The organism is Sulfitobacter sp. W074, assembly GCF_025142275.1.
Taxonomy (GTDB): Bacteria; Pseudomonadota; Alphaproteobacteria; order Rhodobacterales; family Rhodobacteraceae; genus Sulfitobacter; species Sulfitobacter profundi.
Genome location: NZ_CP081130.1, coordinates 3,177,096 through 3,196,266, shown reverse-complemented (window position 1 = coordinate 3,196,266; position 19,171 = coordinate 3,177,096). Strand labels below are relative to the sequence as shown.

The following is a 19,171-nucleotide window of genomic DNA, read 5'->3' as shown; positions in this document are numbered from 1 at the left end:
ATGGCAACAGAGATAGACGGTGCCGCAGCAGGCGGTCTGGAATTCCACCCGATGGACCAGTTCATCGTATCGCCGCTTTTCAGCGACGATGCTTCCGTTGCTTGGTACACCATCACCAACGCCACCTTCTGGATGGCGCTGGCGGTTCTGGCCACCTTCGCGATGCTCGTTCTGGGCAGCGCGCGCCGCTCGGTCGTTCCGGGCCGGATGCAATCGGTTGCAGAACTGGCTTACGGCTTCATCCACAAGATGGTCGAAGACATCTGCGGCAAAGAAGGGCTGAAGTTCTTCCCCTATATCATGACCCTGTTCATGTTCATCGTCATGGCGAACTTCCTTGGTCTGATCCCGACAGCCTTTACCCCCACCGCGCATTTCTCGGTGACCGTGGTGCTGGCGCTGGCCGTGTTCATCACCGTGACCGTCGTGGGCTTCGTCAAGAACGGCGCGGCATTCCTGAGCCTCTTCTGGGTGTCTTCGGCCCCTCTGGCGCTGCGCCCGGTGCTGGCGATCATCGAATTGATCAGCTACTTCGTGCGCCCGGTTAGCCACTCCATTCGTCTGGCGGGTAACGTCATGGCGGGCCACGCGGTTATCAAAGTTTTCGCCGGTTTCGCTGCCATCGCAGTGATCTCTCCGGTGTCGGTGCTCGCGATTACCGCGATGTACGGTCTCGAAGTGCTGGTGGCCTTTATCCAGGCCTATGTCTTTACCATCCTGACATGCGTGTACCTCAAGGACGCGCTGCACCCCGCACACTAACAACCCCAACAACGGCGGGGCTTCCCGTCAAAGTTTTAACTTCCAATCGTAAGGAGATACCCCCATGGAAGGTCAACTCGCACATATCGGCGCAGGCATTGCAGGTCTCGGCACGGGGATCGCAGCCCTGGGTGTCGGCAACGTTGCCGCCAACTTCCTGTCCGGCGCTCTGCGCAACCCGTCGGCAGCCGCAAGCCAGACAGCGACCCTGTTCATCGGCATCGCGTTTGCAGAAGCTCTGGGGATCTTCTCGTTCCTCGTCGCTCTGCTGCTGATGTTCGCTGTCTAAGCTCTCGGAACTGTAATCCTTACGAGCGGGCAGGCGCGCATCGCCGTGTCTGCCCGGCTGTAACGGCAAAGTTTCCAAGGAGAAGCCACGATGGCAACTGTAACAACCAGCGACGGGCTGGCCGACGCGACCGGCATTGCGACCCATGCTGCCGTAACGCCGGGCATGCCGCAGCTGAACTTCGATCACTGGGGCAACCAGATTTTCTGGCTGATCCTCGCGCTGATCGCCACCTACCTGATCCTGTCGCGCGTGGCTCTGCCTCGCATCGGTGCGGTTTTGGCTGAACGCCAAGGGACCATCACCAATGACATCGCGGCTGCCGAAGACCTTAAAGTCAAGGCACAGGAAGCCGAAGCCGCCTATGACAAGGCCCTGATCGACGCCCGTGCCGAGGCACAGCAGATCGTGGCCCAAGCCAAAGCGGACATGCAGGCTGATTTGGATGCCGAAATGGCCAAGGCCGATGCCGAGATTTCCGCGCAAGTGGCGGAATCGGAAAAAGCCATCGCCGAAATTCGCGCGGGCGCCATGGACAACGTACAAGCCGTTGCCAAGGACACCGCAGAAGCGCTCGTCGCTGCCCTTGGTGGCACGGCAGATGCTGCAACCGTTGATGCCGCCGTCGACGCGCGGATGAAAGGATAAGCCATGACCAAATCCATGCGCCTGACACTTTCGACCCTGCTCGCCGGTCTTGCGGCTTCGCCAGCGCTTGCCGCCACGGGGCCTTTCTTTTCGCTGCGCAACACCGATTTCATCGTGTTGCTGGCGTTCCTGCTGTTCCTCGGGATCCTGATCTACTTCAAGGTTCCGACGCTGCTGATCGGCATGCTCGATAAACGTGCCGATGGCATCAAGACCGAGCTGGAAGAAGCCCGCGCCCTGCGTGAAGAAGCGCAAACTTTGCTCGCCTCCTATGAGCGCAAGCAGAAAGAGGTGCAGGATCAAGCGGACCGCATCGTGTCTTCCGCCAAGGAAGATGCCCGTCTTGCTGCCGAACAGGCACGGGCGGATATGGCCAAATCGCTTGACCGTCGCATGGCCGCCGCGAAGGACCAGATCAGCTCGGCCGAGGCCGCCGCTGTGAAGGAAGTCCGCGACCAAGCCGTGACGATCGCTGTGGCCGCTGCGCGCGATGTGATCGCCAAGCAGATGACCGCTGCACAGGGTAACAAGCTGATCGACGATGGCATCGCCCAAGTCGAAGCCAAGCTGCACTAAGCCAGCGCCCCATCGAATTTTGAAAGCCCCGGTTTCGCCGGGGCTTTTTCTTTTGCGTTAGGCTTTTATTAACCCAACCGCGACAGGCTCAAACCATGCGTTTGCTTCTTATCATTGCGGTGGTGATCGGCCTTGCGGCTTGTACCGCGCCTAGTCGGGACTTCAGGGGCCTTCCGGCCCAACGCATCACCGTGGAGGGTTCGGTGTTCGATGTGCGCATTCGGGGGGAGCGGGCGGAAGCGGTGCGGGTGAACACCCAATACGCGCCGCGCTTTGGCCCCATCCGCGGGCGGGCGGGGCGTGCGATGGCACAGGCGAGCGGCTGCGAGGTGAAAGAGGTCTTGGGCGATCAGGCGCTGGCCGTTGGCGTGTTGGATTGCGACTAGAGGGCGCTTGCTGTGGTTGAGGCGGAACACCGGGCTGTGACTTGGACGGCGTCAGAATGACGACACGCGCCGATCCGGCGGGGCTGGCGGAGGCCAGTCTCGGAAATGGCCGAGAGACGACAATATCTTGTGGATAACCGCCGACCGCCCCCTGTCCCTTGGGGCTTTTGATTGACTCGGACCCGTGCCAAACGGCAAGTTCGCCGCTCAGGCAAGAATCAATCACGGCAGGGCAAACTTGCGTTTTTCCAAACTCAGATTAACCGGCTTCAAAAGCTTCGTGGACCCGACGGACCTCGTCATTTCAGACGGGCTGACCGGGGTCGTGGGGCCGAACGGCTGTGGCAAATCCAACCTGCTCGAAGCCTTGCGGTGGGTCATGGGCGAAAACCGCCCGACCGCCATGCGGGGCGGCGGCATGGAAGACGTGATCTTTGCCGGGGCCGCCTCGCGCCCGGCGCGTAACTTTGCCGAAGTGGCGCTGCATCTCGACAACAGCGACCGGCTGGCGCCTGCGGGCTTTAACGAACAAGACGCGCTTGAGATCGTGCGCCGCATCACCCGCGATGTCGGCAGCGCCTACAAGGTGAACGGCAAGGATGTCCGGGCGCGGGATGTGCAGATGCTCTTCGCCGATGCCTCCACCGGGGCGCATAGCCCGGCGCTGGTCCGGCAAGGGCAGATTGCAGAGCTGATCAACGCCAAGCCGAAAAGTCGCCGCCGCATTCTGGAAGAGGCCGCTGGGATCTCGGGGCTCTACCAGCGCCGCCATGAGGCCGAATTGAAACTTAACGGGGCCGAACAGAACCTCGCGCGTGTTGATGATGTGGTTGAACAATTGGCCGCTCAATTGGCCACGCTGGCCCGGCAAGCGCGGCAGGCCGCGAAGTACCGCGAGATTGGCGAAGCACTGCGCCGCGCCGAGGGCTTGTTGCTCTACCGCCGCTGGCGCGAAGCAGACGAGGCGCGCGGCAAGGCCGAGGATGACCTGCGCGCCCGTGTTGCCGCAACGGCAGAGGCCGAAGCGCAGGTGCGGCGCGTGGCCGAAGGGCGTGAGGAGGCCGAGGCCGCCTTGCCCGCCTTACGCGAGGAAGAAGCGATTGCGACCGCGATTCTGCAACGTCTGACCACGCAGCGCGACACGCTGGCCGATCAAGAAACCCGTGCCGCGTCATTGATCGACACCCTGACCAGCCGCATCACCCAGTTGACCCGCGATATCGAGCGGGAAGGCGGGCTGAACCGCGACGCGGAAGAAACGATCGAGCGCCTCGAAAGGGAAGCGTCCGAGCTTGCCACAGCCGATGAGGGGCACGACAGCGCCCTTGAGGCGGCGGCAGAGGCCGCGCGCGAGGCGGCGGAAGTCTTGCAGACCCGCGAGGCGGACCTTTCCAAGCAGACTGAAGATGTTGCCCGTCTGGCGGCGCGGCACAGCTCGGCCGAACGTCTGCTTCAGGACAGCCGCAAAACGCTGGAGAAGTCGGAAGCCGAAGCCCGCAAGGCCCGCGATGCAGTCGCTCAAAGCCAAGCGACCCTCGACAAAGCTGGTGTGGATTTTGCAGCGGCCCAGCAGGCCGAGGCGAGCGCAGTCACGGCCTCAGCCGCGGCGGATGCGGCTCTTTTGGCTGCGGAAGAAACCCGCGCCGACACGCAGTCGCGCGAAGCCGATGCCCGTGCAGAGCGGTCCGAGGCCGAGGGCGAGGCCAATGCGCTGCGCGCAGAGGTTGGCGCGCTGGCAAAGCTGGTCGAACGCGACACGGCGGAAGGCGGGCAGATCCTCGACCGGTTGCAGGTCGAACATGGGTTTGAAAAGGCGCTCGGCGCGGCTTTGGCCGATGACCTGCGCGCGCCGGAAGTTGCTACCGATCGACCCTCCGGCTGGTCGATCTTGCCGGGCTACCTAGAGGCGCAGCCGCTGCCCGAAGGGGCGACGCCACTGACGCAGCATGTCACGGTCCCGAAGGTGCTGGAACGCCGCATGAGCCAGATTGGGCTGGTGGATCCTGAGGCGGGCGCGCGGCTTCAGGCGCAGTTGCTGCCCGGGCAACGGCTGGTCTCGGCAGAGGGTGATCTTTGGCGGTGGGACGGGTTCCGAGCCATGGCCGAGGATGCGCCATCGGCTGCGGCCCTGCGCCTGCAGCAGTTGAACCGGTTGGAAGTTCTGAAACAGGCGCTGGAACAGGTGAGCGAACGTGCCGATGCGGCACGGGCCGCGCATGAAACCCTGCAGCGGCAGTTGGCCGAGCAGGCCGAGGCCGACAAACGTGCCCGTGAAGCGCGGCGCGACGCGGATCGACAGGTGGCCGAAGCGGGGCGCGCCCTGAGCCGGGCGGAGGCGGATCGCAACCTTGTTCAAAGCCGTCTGGAATCCCTTGGCCTTGCCGTGAAGCGCCATGAGGAGGCCGCGATTACCGCGCGGGCCGAGGTGATGGACGCCGAACGTACCTTGGCGGGCTTGGACGATCTTGCCGCTGCCCGTGCGACCGTCGACGATATCCGCATGACGGTCGAAGCGTCTCGGATCACCATGATGTCGCGCCGCTCGGCCCATGACGAATTGCGCCGCGAAGGCGAAGCCCGCAGACGCCGGGTGCAAGAGGTCTCGAAAGAGGTCAGCGGCTGGCGGCACCGGTTGGAGACAGCGGGCAAGCGCACCGCCGAATTGGTTGAACGCAAAGCCGCCTCTGAGGCGGAGTTGGCCGAGGCGGGTGCCGTGCCGGCGGAAATCGCGGCGAAGCGGAAAGAATTGTCAGGTGCGATCACTGCCGCCGAAACGCGACGCACCCATGCGACCGACACGCTGGCCGCCGCCGAAGCTGCGCTGAAGGCGGCGACGGATGCCGAACGCGACGCGGAACGGCAGGCCTCGGACGCGCGGGAAGCCCGCGCCCGGGCCGAGGCGCGCAGCGATGCCGCGCGTGAGACGGTGACCCATGCGGCGGACCGTATTCAGGACGAACGGCAAGTCACGCCCGAGGCCCTGCGCGATGCGCTGGACATCGAGGCGGATCAGACCCCGCCGGTGGACGCGCTGGAAGAGGACGTAAATCGTTACAAAAGGCAGCGGGATTCCTTGGGCGCGGTGAACCTGCGCGCCGAGGATGACGCCAAAGAGATACGCGAAGAGCACGGCGCGCTGCTGACCGAGAAGGCCGATTTGGAAGAGGCAATCAAGACCCTGCGCAGCGGGATCGCGGGCCTCAACCGCGAGGGGCGGGAGCGGCTGCTGACGGCCTTTGAACAGGTGAACGCGAACTTCTCTATGCTGTTTACCCACCTCTTTGGTGGCGGCGAGGCGAACCTCGTGATGGTCGAAAGCGATGATCCATTGGAAGCCGGGTTGGAGATCCTGTGCCAACCGCCGGGCAAGAAGCTGAGCACCCTGAGCCTGCTGTCGGGCGGGGAGCAGACCTTGACCGCGATGGCGCTGATCTTTGCCGTGTTCTTGGCCAATCCGGCGCCGATCTGTGTGCTGGACGAGGTCGACGCGCCGCTTGATGACGCAAATGTGACCAGGTTCTGCGATCTGTTGGATGAGATGTGCCGTCAGACCGATACGCGGTTCCTGATCATCACGCACCATGCGGTGACGATGGCTCGGATGGACCGGCTCTTTGGGGTGACCATGGCGGAGCAGGGGGTCAGCCAGTTGGTTTCTGTCGATCTTAAAAAAGCGGAAACCCTGGTCGCGTAAAGGTGGGAGACGCCGGTTGCGAGGACCGGCCCTTAAAGCGTGCGCGCATCAGGTTGCCGCGGGGTTGCGTGCTGCCGTGAAGCTGTTGCAAGCCGCGTGGCCGAGGCCGTAGTTAGCGTGGACAGAGAGCCGCGATCAGCTTTTGCGCGACACCGTGACGCCAGAGACGTCCTCAATAAACGTTAGAATTCGGGCCTTTACCGCATCGTCCTTGATGGAGCCGATGGCATTCACGATCTCAAGGTGGGGGTCATTGCTGTTCTCGGGGTGGTCGTCATCCAGCCCTTCGAAGAAATAGCCGGGGGTCACATTCAGTATCCGGGCAAGCTCATGCAGGCGGCTGGCGGCAATCCGGTTGGAGCCGATTTCATACTTCTGGATCTGCTGAAACGACAGCTTGAGTTCACGCGCCACATCGGTCTGGGATTGCCTTCGCAGGGTGCGGGCCTGCTTGAGTCGGCGACCGACGTGAACGTCTACAGGGTGGGACATAGTTCAATACCTCAGGTTGAGTACAATACATTCACTACCCGCAATGTGTTGAGGATCAATTGCCTAGATATGGCCCCTTTGGGTTAACCGATTTACCTTGGCTGGATGGATTATGTTGCGTTACCGGATGATTCATGTACCATCCATTGCCTATGAACCAACATATGTCCGATATTGAGCCGGTCGCACCCGTGCCCCCGACCCCGCAAAAGGACCCTGCGCCGGCCCTTTTGTTCGAGATGATACGCTCATTCGTGACCTTGGCGCAAACGCTGAACCTCAGCCATGCGGTCGCTCAACTGGCAAGCACGCGGCAAACGGTTCGGCGGCATATCCAGCAATTGGAAGAGGCGATGGGCGCGCCGCTGTTCACCATTGAGAACCGGCGCTATTCCCTGACTAAGGCTGGCGTGGAGGCCTTGCCCGAAGCGCGCGATATCATTGACCGGGGCAAGCTGTGGCTGGATGGCAAGACGCGCCACGCCGACGGGATGCTGCGCCTTTCGCACGAAGAGCCGAACGGATGGAGTTTTCACCAGCAGCAGCAGCCCTTGTCACTGATCTGGGATGGGGGCTCAGCGATGATGCAGGCCGCGCTTCAGGCGTGGTGCATGAGCCGAGGAGAGTTGGAGAGCGAAGCCTTTCGCGCCATGCGCCCCTATGTGCTGGTGTATCGCGACTCGCCCAATGGATGGATCTGTACCGAAGTGGGGGAGAAATCGTTCTACACGCAGTGGTGGGGCTGGACCAACGCGCGCAGCAGCATCGGACGGCCACTGAAGCTGTTTCCGGGCGGGCCCGAGTTTGAGAATATGCTGAACTTCCCCTTTCGAGAGGTGGAGGCGACCTGTGGCATTCGGTTGGACGAGGTGGTTACCCAAATCCCACGCGAAGAGGGTGGCGAGCCGGTGCCCTTGGCCTACAAACGCCTGCTGATGGCCGGGCGGTATCCGGACAAAAGCTTTGCCCTGATCGCGGCGGTGGACCGGTCGACCTCAGTGAATATCGCCGGTGTTGATGACAGCTTCCTGCGCGAGATGCCTTTGGACGCAAAGGTAACATTCGCAGGCTGACGAACATTGAGGGCAAGATGCAAAAAGGGCCGCCCATCAAGGCGGCCCTTTCTGTTTTGGATGCTAACGCAAAGGCTTAGCTGATCGCTGCGGCTTTCACATCGTCGTCGATATAGGGCAGGTATTGTTCAAAGTTGTCCGAGAACATCTTGACCAGTTTGGCCGCCTGACGGTCATAGGATTCCGGATCGTCCCATGTGCGGCGCGGGTCGAGCAGGATGTCGGCGACGCCGTTGACCGAAACCGGAACGTCGAAGCCAAAGTTCGGGTCTTTGCGGTATTCAGCCTCTGCCAGACGCCCCTCAAGCGCGGCACTCAGCAAAGCGCGGGTGGCTTTGATCGGCATCCGCGAGCCGGTGCCGTAGGCGCCGCCGGTCCAGCCGGTGTTGACCAGCCAGCAGGTGGCACCATGCTGGGCGATCTTCTCGCGCAGGAGGTTGCCGTAGACCTCGGGGCGGCGCGGCATGAAGGGCGCGCCGAAACAGGTGGAGAATGTGGGCTCAGGCTCGGTCACGCCACGCTCGGTGCCCGCCACCTTGGAGGTGAAGCCCGACAGGAAGTGGTACATCGCCTGCGCCGGGCTGAGCCGCGCAATCGGAGGCAGCACACCGAAGGCATCGCAGGTCAGCATGATGATGTTCTTGGGGTGGCCCCCGACGGCCTTCTCGCTGGCGTTGGAGATATAGTGCAGCGGGTAGGCGGCGCGCATGTTGGCCGTGAGCGAGTCGTCGTCGAAGTCCAGTTCGAAGGTGTCGGGATCGAAGACCATATTCTCGATCACCGTGCCGAACTTGGAGGTCGTCGCGTAGATTTCCGGCTCTGCCTCGGGGTTGAGGTTGATGGTCTTGGCATAGCAGCCGCCTTCGAAGTTGAAGGTGCCGTTGTCGGACCAGCCGTGCTCATCGTCGCCGATCAACGTGCGCTCAGGGTCAGCCGAGAGGGTGGTTTTGCCGGTGCCCGACAGACCAAAGAAAACGGCCGTATCAACGGGGTTTCCGGTGGCATGGTTGGCCGAGCAGTGCATCGGCATGATGCCCTTTTCCGGCAGCAGGTAGTTCAGCAGGGTGAAGACCGACTTCTTGTTTTCGCCCGCGTATTCGGTGCCGCCGATGAGGATCATCTTGCGGTCGAAGTTCATCGCGATCACGGTCTCGCTGCGGCAGTTGTGCTTGGCCGGATCGGCCTGGAAGCTGGGGCAGTTGATCACGGTGAAATCGGCGGTGAAGTCCTGCAGCGCTTCGGCATCGGGGCGGCGCAGCATGGTGCGGATAAAGAGGCCGTGCCATGCCAGTTCCGTCACCATCCGCACGTTGATCGCGTGCTTGGGGTCGGCACCGCCAACGAGGTCTTGGACGAAGTAGTCATTGCCTTGCATGTGAGCGATCATGTCTTGATAGAGCGCGTCAAACCCTTCGGGCGACATCTCGGCGTTGTTTTCCCACCAGATGCTGTCGGCCACGCTGTCGGTTTTGACCACATGTTTATCTTTGGGCGACCGGCCTGTGAACTTGCCGGTGGTCACCAGAAAGGCACCGCCTTTGCCGAGGCTGCCTTCGCCCCGTTTCAATGCCGCCTCGACCAGCGCAGGCTCGGTCAGGTTGTAATAGACATCGCCGAGCCCGCTGATCTGTTGATCTTCGAGGCTGAACTGCGGGTTTACCCGTCCAAATGTCATATGATGTCTCCTGTGGTAGCGCGTGAGCAGCGCAGTACGTGTCCGAGCGGGCGCAATTGCCCTGGGCATCGGGGGCCTTGAGAGCCTCTTAACACGGGCGTTTTCAGGTTGAACAGGCAGCTTTGTCACAGTTAGCGCCATCATGTAAAACTTTGTTTCGAAGCGCTTAGATCCCGGCCCAAAGCGATGCGCACCGCCCTAGTCTTCTCTTGGGTGAGAGTAATTAAAGTGCGGCAATTTAGCCATTCCTAACCAAATTATGACCGAATTGGTGCATCTCAAAGGCACGATTCGCACTTAAGGATTGATTCGATCTGTAATATTGGAGATCACTGACTCCAAAAATAAGAACGAATTGAGCAGCATAAGGAAGCAGGCAATGTCAAAGATTGCATTGGTAGACGATGACAGGAACATCCTGACATCTGTTTCGATGACTCTTGAAGCTGAAGGCTTCGAAGTGGAGACCTACAACGATGGCCAAGCCGCGTTGGACGCCTTCAACAAGAAACTGCCGGATATGGCAGTGCTGGACATCAAGATGCCCCGCATGGACGGCATGGATCTGCTGCAACGTTTGCGTCAGAAAACCGCGATGCCGGTGATCTTTTTGACCTCCAAGGATGATGAGATCGACGAGGTGCTGGGCCTGCGCATGGGGGCCGATGACTACGTCAAAAAGCCGTTCAGCCAGCGCCTGCTGGTCGAGCGTATTCGCGCCCTTCTGCGCCGCCAGGACGCGGTAGAGACGAATGAGGTGGGCGATACCGAAGAGACCAAAGTGATGGAACGTGGCGATCTGCGGATGGACCCGTTACGCCACGCGGTCAGCTGGAAGGGCAAGGACGTGTCTCTGACCGTGACCGAATTCCTGCTGTTGCAGGCTCTCGCACAGCGCCCCGGTTTCGTGAAGTCGCGCGACCAACTGATGGACGTGGCCTATGACGATCAGGTCTATGTGGATGACCGGACGATCGATAGCCACATCAAGCGCCTGCGCAAAAAGATGCGCAGCGCGGATGATGAATTCTCGGCGATCGAGACGCTTTACGGCATCGGCTATAGATATAACGAAGAGTAAACCCGGCGCTTAACGCGGGTCGAAAGGAAGCTTGTGCGGGACATGACTGCTGGCAGGGACGGTGATGTTGTACTGGGGGACGATTGGGTCACTCCTGACAGTGCCGCGCCGGATGAAATTCGGGTCAAGCGCGAACGGCGGGGGCTGTTCTCGCTCCGCTCCTCGCCGCTGACACGCAAGATCATTACCTTTAATCTCATCGCGCTCAGCGTTCTGGTGGCGGGGATCCTCTACCTCAATTCCTCGCGCGACAGTCTGGCGCTACAACGCGCCGCGGCGCTGGTGTCCGAGACGGAGCTGATCGCCGATGTGATCGAAGCGCAGCTTCCCGCAGGCGCACCTGTGAACCTGACCACCGGCGACGGTGTCGACGTGGCCGCCACGCTTGAGGGGCTGGACCTGCGCGGCGGCATCGAAGTTTTCGTCTATGACCCGGCGGAAACGCTGGTGGCCCGCACCGCTGGCAGCCTCACCGTTGCCGAAGCCCTCGCCGCTTCCGAGGCGGGCGAGCGGACACTGTTGAACGACGGGTTGAACTGGCTTTGGGAGCGGGTCTCGGCCCCCTTCGGCACGGATGAGGTCACCGCCTCCCCGCCGCTCGAAGAACAGTTGCGCGGCATGGTCGGCACCAGCGTGACTGGCGGCACCCGGCTGGAAGGCACGCTTGCCATCGAAGGAGGCACGCTGTTCAGCGTTGTGACCCCCATCATGCAGGGCGACACCCCCGTCGGCGTGGTCGCCGTGGCCAGCGCGGCGGGAGAGATTGACCGTCTTGTGCGCAGCGAACGTGAGCGCGTTTTGCAGATGTTCGTCATCGCCACACTGGTCTCTATCGGGCTCAGCCTCGTGCTGGCCTCGGCCATTGCCAACCCGCTGGCCGAACTGTCCACTGCCGCCGAACTTGGCCGCGACAAGGATGCGCGCAAGATGAACCCCGGCCGCATTCGCATCCCCGACCTGACCGCGCGCCCCGACGAGATCGGCCGCCTGTCAGGCGCACTGCGCGGGATGGTCTCGGCGCTTTACAACAGGATCGACGGTAACGAACAATTCGCCGCCGATGTGGCCCATGAGATCAAGAACCCGCTCGCCTCTCTGCGGTCTGCTGTCGGCACCCTGCGCATGGTCAAACGCGACGACCAACGCGAGAAGCTGCTGGATGTGATTGAGCATGACGTGCGCCGCCTCGACCGGCTGGTCAGCGACATCTCCAATGCTTCGCGGCTTGATTCCGAACTGGTTAAGGAAGAGGAAGAGCCCTTCGACCTGCTGCAAATGCTGGGCAATCTGGGCCAGTATCTGGGCGAGGATGCGAAATCCAAGGGCATTGACTTTATCACCGATCTGCCCGCCGCGCCGATCACCGTACATGGGCTTGAGGCCCGTTTGGCGCAGGTTTTTGTGAACCTCATCACAAACGCGATCTCCTTTTGCGAAGATGGCGATGCGATCCGGGTCTGGGCGCGCAAGCGTGCCAACCGCGTGCTGATCGTGGTCGAGGACACCGGCCCCGGCATTCCCGAACAGGCGCTTGGCAAGATTTTCAAACGCTTCTATTCGCAGCGCCCGGAAGAGCATTTCGGCAATAACTCAGGTCTCGGCCTCGCGATTTCGAAACAGATCGTCGAAGCCCACGGCGGCGTGATCTGGGCCGAGAATATTCGCCCAACCGAAGCCGACATCACCTCCGAACCGCTCGGCGCGCGTTTTGTCGTGGGGCTGCCTACATAAAGCACGGGCGCGGGGCCTGATATGACAGTCGAGCGCGAAAACCTCCACGCCAGCTGCGTGGCGATCAACGGGCGTGGGGTGCTGATCCTCGGCCCCTCCGGCGCGGGCAAATCGGCCCTTGCCTTGCAATTGATGGCCCTCGGCGCCACGCTGGTGGCAGATGACCGAACCGATGTCACCCGCCATGGCGAGCAGGTGATCGCCAGCGTTCCTGACACGATCCGCGGCCTGATCGAGGCGCGTTACGTGGGCATCTTGCGGGTCGAAGATCACGGCCCCGTGCCCTTGGGCCTTGTCGTCGATCTGGCCCATACCGAACACCAGCGCTTTCCTGAGCGCCACAGCCATCTGATACAGGGTGTCACGTTGCCCTGTTTTCACAAATGCGATAGCGCTCATTTTGCGGCAGCAATTCATCTGTATATAGCAGGTGTGAAAGAACCGAATTGATCAGTCAGACCTCATCAACAGACCCCGCCACTCGGCGGTTGGTCCTTGTCACCGGCCCTTCGGGCGCCGGACGCTCCTCTGCGCTTAACGTGCTGGAGGATGCGGGCTTTGAGGCGATCGACAATCTGCCGCTGCGTTTGCTGCCCGCGCTGCTTGACCGTCCCGGCGATGCGCAGTCGGTGGCCTTGGGCATCGACGCGCGCAACCGCGACTTCTCAACCGAAGGTGTGTTGGAACTGATGGGCCGCCTGTCGGCCGAGCAGGGGTGGAGCGCGGAACTACTCTATCTCGACTGTGCGCCCGATGTGCTGTTGCAGCGATTTTCCGAAACCCGCCGCCGCCACCCGCTGGCCCCCGCCGACCGCCCCGTTGACGGCATCACCCGCGAGCAAGAGCTGCTACACCCGATCCGCGCCCGCGCCGATGTGTTGATCGACACGACCACGCTCAACGTCCACGAGCTGCGCGCCGAGGTGGAGCAGTGGTTCGCCCCCGGCGGCCAGCGCCACCTCACGGTCTCGGTGCAGAGCTTTTCCTACAAACGCGGCCTGCCGCGCGGCGTCGATGTGGTGCATGACTGCCGTTTCCTTAGAAACCCCTATTGGGTGCCCGAATTGCGCAGTGGCGACGGGCGGGATGCAGCTGTCGCGGCCCATGTGGCAGGCGATAAACGCTACACAGAATTCGCCGACAAGGTGCTCGACCTTAGCCTGCTTTTACTGCCCGCCTACCGCGAAGAGGGCAAATCGCATATCTCCATCGCATTTGGCTGCACGGGCGGGCAACACCGCTCCGTCGCCATGGCGGAAGATCACGCTTTGCGCCTTGCAGAGCAGGGCTGGCAGGTGTCAATTAGGCACCGTGAGCTGGACCGTCAGCATCGTGAGGAAAATAAGCCGTGATCGGGATCGTCATCGTCGCACATGGGGGGCTGGCGCAAGAGTATCTTGCCGCCATCGAACATGTCGTGGGATCCCAATTCGGCGTCCGCGCCATCGCGATCGAGGCCGACCACGACCGCGCCGACAAAGAACGCGAGATCTGCACCGCCGCCGATGCGGTGGACCAAGGCGCCGGCGTTGTGGTCGTCACCGATCTTTTCGGCGGATCACCCTCAAACCTCAGCCTCTTGGCGTGCCGCCCGGAAAACCGTCGGATCATCTACGGCGCGAACCTGCCAATGCTGATCAAACTCGCCAAATCGCGGCATATGGATGTGCCCGATGCCGTGCGTGCCGCACTCGAAGCTGGTAAGAAGTATATCGACAGCCAGAATGTCAGCGCAGGTTAGAAGGCCCCAGTACGTCATGCCCGAATTTTCTTTAAAGATCGTAAACGAAAAAGGCCTGCACGCGCGCGCCTCCGCCAAATTGGTCGAAGTGGTCGAGGCTTTTGATGCCCGCGCCGAAGTCAGCAAGGATGGCATGTCGGCCTCAGGCGACAGTATCATGGGGCTGTTGATGCTCGGCGCCTCCCGCGGCACCTCGATTGATGTCCAAACTTCCGGCCCCGATGCCGATGCCTTGGCCGACGCTTTGACCGCCCTCGTAGCGGATAAGTTCGGCGAAGGGTACTAAGCCCGCCGGGCGGGAAAAAGGATCCTCCGACCCCATGGATGACGCGCAAAAGCAGGCGGCCAAATCGGCCCAGACAGGTAACGGTACGGTGACCTTCACCAAATACGACCGCCGCAGCCTGTCTTATGCCTCGACCTTCGATGACCCATGGAAGGCGCGTGTGATCTCCGCGATGGAGCTTTTCACAGGCAAGCTCAAAATCCTGCGCCTGATCCGCAAGTTTGAGCAACGCGGCACCCCCTCGGGCCAAGCCTTCTGGCGCGCCGCACTCGACACGATGGGCATCGATCTCACCACCCCGCAAGAGCAGCTTGACCGCATCCCCAAAGAAGGGCCGGTCGTGGTCGTGGCGAACCACCCCCACGGCATGGTCGACGGCATGATTTTCGCCGATCTCATCGGCCGTGTGCGCCCCGACTACCGTATCCTCACCCGGTCGCTGCTCACGTCGATCGACGAGGTGGCCGGCAGCTACATGATCCCGGTGCCTTTCCCGCACGACCCGGATGCGCAGCGTAAAGGCGTTGAAATGCGCGCCAAAGCCATGGCCCACCTCAAAGACGGCGGCGTTGTGGCGCTATTCCCCTCCGGCGTCGTTGCCGCATCGGAAAGCTGGTGGGGCCCCGCGGTCGAGGCGGAATGGAACGTTTTCACCGCCAAGATGATCCGCCGCTCTGGTGCGCAGGTGGTCCCTATGCGCTTCCCCGGTCAGAACAGCCGCGCCTATCAGATCGCGAACAAACTCAGCCCGATGCTGCGCCAAGGGTTGTTGCTGCATGAAATCGCCCACGCCTGCGACAAGCCCCAAGGACCGATCGTCGGCCATCCGCTTGCCCAAGAACAGGTCGACCGCTGGGCCGACGACCCGCGCGGCTTCATGGCTTGGCTCCGCGCCCACACTCTGGCGCTGACCAACTGATCTTCATCCTTTTAAAAATACCCGCGGGGGAATCGCGCCAATGGCGCGATGGGGGCAGGGCCCCCAACACCCTTACGGCTTAGCGCGTCGGTACCGGTGTCTCGCCCCGGTAATCATAGAACCCGCGCTGCGTTTTGCGGCCCAACCACCCGGCTTCGACATATTTGGTCAGCAGCGGGCAGGGGCGGTATTTCGTATCGGCCAGCCCATCATGCAGCACGTTCATGATCGCCAGACAGGTGTCCAGACCGATGAAATCCGCCAGTTCCAGAGGGCCCATCGGATGGTTGGCCCCCAGCTTCATCGAACTGTCGATCGACTCGACGTTGCCGACCCCTTCATAAAGCGTATAGACCGCCTCGTTGATCATCGGCATCAGGATGCGGTTCACGATAAAGGCTGGGAAATCCTCGGCCGAGGCGGCGGTCTTGCCCAAGCGGTCCACCACGGCTTTGCAGGCGTCATAGGTCTCCTTATCCGTGGCAATGCCGCGGATCAGTTCGACCAATTGCATCACCGGCACGGGGTTCATGAAATGAAAGCCCATGAATTTCTCGGGGCGGTCGGTGCGGCTGGCCAGACGGGTGATCGAGATCGAAGAGGTGTTCGAGGTCAGGATCGTCGTCGGTTTCAGATGCGGGATCAGATCTTCGAAAATCGCCTGTTTCACCGTTTCCCGTTCCGTGGCGGCTTCGATCACCAGATCGCTCTGGCCCAGATCGCTCAGCGTCTGGGTCGTGGTGATGCGCGCCATGGCGGCATCGCGCTCGGCGGCGGTGATCTTTTCGCGGCTGACTTGACGGTCCATATTGCCGGTCACGGTTTTCATCGCTTTGGCCAGCGCATCGGCGCTGACATCGTTCAGCAGCACGTCGTAGCCCGCCAGCGCCATGACATGGGCGATCCCGTTGCCCATTTGCCCTGCTCCCACGATACCGATTTTCTGGATGTCCATGGCCTGTCCTTTGCTTGAGTTCGGCGCACAATAGGGCGCGTGGCGGGGGTGCCGCAAGGGCAGCTGTTTACGAAAACTCACGGCAAATTCGCCCGTTAACAGAATCGCAGCCCCTACCGTGCAATCTGGCTTTGGGTGAACAACAAAGGTGGGTTCAATGACCTATGACACAGTGGGGCCAGCGCCTCTGGACTATTTGCCATGCCGCTATGGTACCTCAAAGCTGATGTTTCGCGGCCCCCGCCGCAGGCTGGAGGCGCCCTATATCGCCTTTCTCGGCGGGACGGAGACCTATGGCAAATTCATTGAGGAGCCGTTTCCCGCGCGGGTCGAAGCCGAGATCGGCAAAACTTGTGTGAATTTCGGTTTTCCCAACGCGGGGATCGACGCCTTTGCGCATGATCCTTTCGTCGCGCAGGCCGCTTCGCAGGCGGATGTGACGGTGGTTCAGGTCATGGGCGCGCAGAACATGACCAACCGTTTCTATTCGGTCCACCGGCGCCGGAACGACCGGTTTGTCGGGGCTTCCGCGCTGTTGCAGACGATCTACCGCGAGGTCGATTTTTCCCAGTTCCACTTCAACCGCCACATGCTGACCCACCTCATGCAAGTCTCGCCCGAGCGGTTTGAGGCGGTGCGCGCAGAGCTTCAGCAAGCCTGGCTGGCGCGCATGCGTTTGATGCTGGGGCAGATACAGGGGCGCACGCTTTTGCTTTGGTTGGCCGACCGCCCGCCGGTCGCGGAGGCAGAGCAGCCGGTCGGGGAGTTGGGCCATGATCCGCTGTTCGTGACCCGCGAAATGTTGGACGCGGTGGCCCTACATGCCACGGCCAAGATCGAGGTCGTCTCTCCCAAAGACCCCTTTGCCGGGCCGACCGCTGGCATGGTGGTCAGCGAATTCGAGGCGCAGGCCGCGTCGGAAATGCTGGGCCCGATGGCCCATGCCAATGCCGCCGCCGCCCTGACCGATGCGCTGCAAAGCATGTCCTGACGCTCCCGGTACAGGCGCATGCAACGAAAAAGGCCCGCCGAGAACGGCGGGCCTTTGGTGTTTCACGTGAAGAGCTTTACAGCTTTTCGATAAGTTCCGGCACGGCGTCGAAAAGGTCCGCCACAAGGCCATAGTCGGCAACTTGGAAGATCGGCGATTCTTCGTCTTTGTTGATCGCGACGATGATCTTGGAGTCCTTCATCCCCGCAAGGTGCTGGATCGCACCGGAGATGCCGACCGCAATATAGAGGTCAGGAGCCACAACTTTACCAGTCTGACCAACCTGCCAATCGTTCGGGGCATAGCCCGAATCAACTGCCGCGCGCGAGGCGCCAACAGCCGCGCCAAGTTTGTCGGCCAGTTTTTCGATCAGGGCGAAGTCCTCTTCGGAGCCGACGCCACGACCACCGGAAACCACCACGCCTGCGCTTGTCAGCTCGGGGCGGTCCGATTCGGCGACCTTGTCTTCGACCCATGTGGACAGGCCGGGGTTGTCGGCAGCCGAGATGGTCTCGACCGAAGCAGAGCCGCCTTCACCCGCGGCATCGAAGGTCGATGTGCGGAAGGTGATGACTTTCTTGGCGTCGTTCGACTTCACGGTCTGCACCGCGTTGCCCGCATAGATCGGGCGCTCGAATGTGTCGGCGTCGACAACGCCCGAAGCATCCGAAATCACCATGACATCAAGCAGGGCCGCGACGCGGGGCATGATGTTCTTGGCATCCGTGGTGGCGGGCGCGACGATGTGGTCGTAGTCACCAGCCAGCGACACGATCAGTGCTGCGGTGGCTTCGGCCAGACGGTGGCCCAGCATCTCGTCTTCGGCGACCAGCACCTTGGAGACGCCATCGATCTTGGCCGCCGCTTCGCCTGCCGCCGCGGCAGAGCTGCCCGCCGCCAGAATGGTCACGTCGCCCAATTTCTTGGCCGCCGTTACCGCCTTGGCGGTGGCGTCCATCGACAATTCACCATCAGAGATTTCGGCAATCAGAAGAACAGCCATTACACAGCCCCCGCTTCTTTGAGTTTCGCCACAAGCTCGTCAACCGAACCAACCTTGATGCCAGCGGCACGCTCGGCAGGCTCGACGGTTTTGACGATTTCCAAGCGGTTGGAGACATCGACGCCGTAATCTTCGGCGGTTTTCTCATCCAGCGGCTTTTTCTTGGCCTTCATGATGTTGGGCAGCGAGGCATAGCGCGGCTCGTTGAGGCGCAGGTCCACGGTGACAACGGTCGGCATGGTAACCTCGATGGTCTGCAGGCCGCCGTCGACTTCGCGGGTCACTTTGGCCTTGTCGCCTTCAATGGCGATCTCGGAGGCAAATGTTGCCTGAGACCAACCCATCAGCGCCGAGAGCATCTGCCCGGTGGCGTTCATGTCGTTGTCGATCGCCTGTTTGCCGCAGAGCACGAGGCCCGGCTGTTCTTCGTCGACGATCGCTTTCAGGATCTTGGCGACGGCCAGCGGCTCGATGTCCTTGTGCACATCGTCCGAAGCAATCACGAGGATCGCGCGGTCCGCGCCCATCGCCAGCGCCGTGCGCAGGGTTTCCTGCGCCTGTTTCACACCGATGGAGACCGCGACGATCTCTTCGGCCTGACCGGCTTCTTTCAGGCGGATGGCCTGTTCGACGGCAATTTCGTCAAACGGGTTCATCGACATTTTCACATTGGCAAGATCAACACCCGATCCATCCGCTTTGACGCGAACTTTCACGTTATAGTCGATCACGCGTTTGACAGGCACCAGTACCTTCATGAGCGGTCTCTCTCCTCAGTTTGTGACGCGGGCTGGTGGCCCGGTCTCCCTAATTCTCCACACGGGTGTAACGAAGCGGATCGGATCAAAACAGGCCAAAATCGGCAGGTC

General features: G+C 61.7%; 20 protein-coding genes. 15 read left to right on the top strand and 5 right to left on the bottom strand.

Annotation, left to right across the window (positions count from 1 at the left end):
- From K3762_RS15890 to smc, 6 genes are all read left to right on the top strand, one after another.
- Nucleotides 1–762 (top strand): F0F1 ATP synthase subunit A, encoded by a 762-nt coding sequence (locus tag K3762_RS15890; RefSeq protein ID WP_067937983.1) that lies wholly within the window; start codon nt 1–3, stop codon nt 760–762.
- Nucleotides 763–826: 64 nt separating this feature from the next.
- Nucleotides 827–1,051, top strand: a complete 225-nt coding sequence (locus K3762_RS15885; RefSeq protein WP_007118046.1) for a F0F1 ATP synthase subunit C — start codon at nt 827–829, stop codon at nt 1,049–1,051.
- A 90-nt stretch (nt 1,052–1,141) separates the two neighbouring features.
- The gene (locus K3762_RS15880) at nt 1,142–1,699 is read left to right on the top strand and encodes a F0F1 ATP synthase subunit B' (protein WP_132443758.1); all 558 of its coding nucleotides are present in this window, start codon (nt 1,142–1,144) and stop codon (nt 1,697–1,699) included.
- A 15-nt stretch (nt 1,700–1,714) separates the two neighbouring features.
- Nucleotides 1,715–2,275 carry a F0F1 ATP synthase subunit B gene (locus K3762_RS15875; RefSeq protein WP_120352287.1) on the top strand — a complete coding sequence of 187 codons (561 nt, stop codon included), beginning with the start codon at nt 1,715–1,717 and terminating at the stop codon, nt 2,273–2,275.
- A 95-nt stretch (nt 2,276–2,370) separates the two neighbouring features.
- On the top strand, nt 2,371–2,661 hold the full coding sequence (locus K3762_RS15870) for a hypothetical protein (RefSeq protein ID WP_132443757.1): 291 nt from the start codon (nt 2,371–2,373) through the stop codon (nt 2,659–2,661).
- A 238-nt stretch (nt 2,662–2,899) separates the two neighbouring features.
- Nucleotides 2,900–6,355: a chromosome segregation protein SMC gene (smc, locus tag K3762_RS15865; protein WP_260010475.1), complete on the top strand. Its 3,456-nt coding sequence runs from the start codon at nt 2,900–2,902 to the stop codon at nt 6,353–6,355.
- Between the two features lie 135 nt (nt 6,356–6,490).
- Here smc and K3762_RS15860 read toward each other — a convergent pair whose 3' ends face one another.
- Nucleotides 6,491–6,847 (bottom strand): helix-turn-helix domain-containing protein, encoded by a 357-nt coding sequence (locus K3762_RS15860; protein ID WP_120351895.1) that lies wholly within the window; start codon nt 6,845–6,847, stop codon nt 6,491–6,493.
- A 164-nt stretch (nt 6,848–7,011) separates the two neighbouring features.
- Between K3762_RS15860 and K3762_RS15855 the strand changes: the two genes are divergently transcribed.
- Nucleotides 7,012–7,920: a LysR family transcriptional regulator gene (locus K3762_RS15855; RefSeq protein WP_260010472.1), complete on the top strand. Its 909-nt coding sequence runs from the start codon at nt 7,012–7,014 to the stop codon at nt 7,918–7,920.
- 76 nt (nt 7,921–7,996) lie between these two features.
- Here the strand turns inward: K3762_RS15855 and K3762_RS15850 are convergent, their stop codons facing one another.
- Nucleotides 7,997–9,595: a phosphoenolpyruvate carboxykinase gene (locus K3762_RS15850; RefSeq protein WP_120351893.1), complete on the bottom strand. Its 1,599-nt coding sequence runs from the start codon at nt 9,593–9,595 to the stop codon at nt 7,997–7,999.
- Between the two features lie 379 nt (nt 9,596–9,974).
- On the opposite strand from K3762_RS15850, the gene K3762_RS15845 reads away from it, so the two are divergent.
- Genes K3762_RS15845 through K3762_RS15815 form a run of 7 tightly spaced genes read left to right on the top strand, consistent with a single transcriptional unit; the run spans nt 9,975 to nt 15,353 of the window.
- Nucleotides 9,975–10,676, top strand: coding sequence for a response regulator transcription factor (locus tag K3762_RS15845; RefSeq protein ID WP_067260621.1), 702 nt, complete (start codon nt 9,975–9,977; stop codon nt 10,674–10,676).
- Between the two features lie 42 nt (nt 10,677–10,718).
- Nucleotides 10,719–12,407, top strand: coding sequence for a sensor histidine kinase (locus tag K3762_RS15840; RefSeq protein WP_260010470.1), 1,689 nt, complete (start codon nt 10,719–10,721; stop codon nt 12,405–12,407).
- A gap of 21 nt (nt 12,408–12,428) precedes the next feature.
- Complete coding sequence (locus tag K3762_RS15835) at nt 12,429–12,857, top strand: HPr kinase/phosphorylase (protein ID WP_132443755.1); 429 nt, start codon at nt 12,429–12,431, stop codon at nt 12,855–12,857.
- Nucleotides 12,854–13,759, top strand: a complete 906-nt coding sequence (gene rapZ / locus K3762_RS15830) for an RNase adapter RapZ (RefSeq protein ID WP_132443754.1) — start codon at nt 12,854–12,856, stop codon at nt 13,757–13,759. Before K3762_RS15835 ends, rapZ begins: the two co-directional genes overlap by 4 nt.
- Nucleotides 13,756–14,148: a PTS sugar transporter subunit IIA gene (locus tag K3762_RS15825; protein WP_120351889.1), complete on the top strand. Its 393-nt coding sequence runs from the start codon at nt 13,756–13,758 to the stop codon at nt 14,146–14,148. The genes rapZ and K3762_RS15825 overlap by 4 nt, the downstream gene beginning before the upstream one ends.
- A 16-nt stretch (nt 14,149–14,164) precedes the next feature.
- A complete protein-coding gene (locus K3762_RS15820; protein ID WP_067623964.1) occupies nt 14,165–14,434 on the top strand; it encodes an HPr family phosphocarrier protein in 270 nt (89 codons plus the stop codon).
- A 34-nt stretch (nt 14,435–14,468) separates the two neighbouring features.
- On the top strand, nt 14,469–15,353 hold the full coding sequence (locus tag K3762_RS15815; protein ID WP_132443752.1) for a lysophospholipid acyltransferase family protein: 885 nt from the start codon (nt 14,469–14,471) through the stop codon (nt 15,351–15,353).
- A gap of 79 nt (nt 15,354–15,432) precedes the next feature.
- On the opposite strand, the gene K3762_RS15810 is transcribed toward K3762_RS15815, so the two are convergent.
- The gene (locus K3762_RS15810; RefSeq protein ID WP_067623959.1) at nt 15,433–16,308 is read right to left on the bottom strand and encodes a 3-hydroxybutyryl-CoA dehydrogenase; all 876 of its coding nucleotides are present in this window, start codon (nt 16,306–16,308) and stop codon (nt 15,433–15,435) included.
- Nucleotides 16,309–16,465: 157 nt separating this feature from the next.
- On the opposite strand from K3762_RS15810, the gene K3762_RS15805 reads away from it, so the two are divergent.
- Nucleotides 16,466–17,299 (top strand): DUF6473 family protein, encoded by an 834-nt coding sequence (locus K3762_RS15805; protein ID WP_120351886.1) that lies wholly within the window; start codon nt 16,466–16,468, stop codon nt 17,297–17,299.
- 76 nt (nt 17,300–17,375) lie between these two features.
- Here K3762_RS15805 and K3762_RS15800 read toward each other — a convergent pair whose 3' ends face one another.
- Nucleotides 17,376–18,302, bottom strand: a complete 927-nt coding sequence (locus K3762_RS15800; RefSeq protein WP_132443751.1) for an electron transfer flavoprotein subunit alpha/FixB family protein — start codon at nt 18,300–18,302, stop codon at nt 17,376–17,378.
- Nucleotides 18,302–19,060, bottom strand: coding sequence for an electron transfer flavoprotein subunit beta/FixA family protein (locus tag K3762_RS15795; protein WP_132443750.1), 759 nt, complete (start codon nt 19,058–19,060; stop codon nt 18,302–18,304). Before K3762_RS15795 ends, K3762_RS15800 begins: the two co-directional genes overlap by 1 nt.
- Between the last annotated feature and the right edge of the window lie 111 nt (nt 19,061–19,171).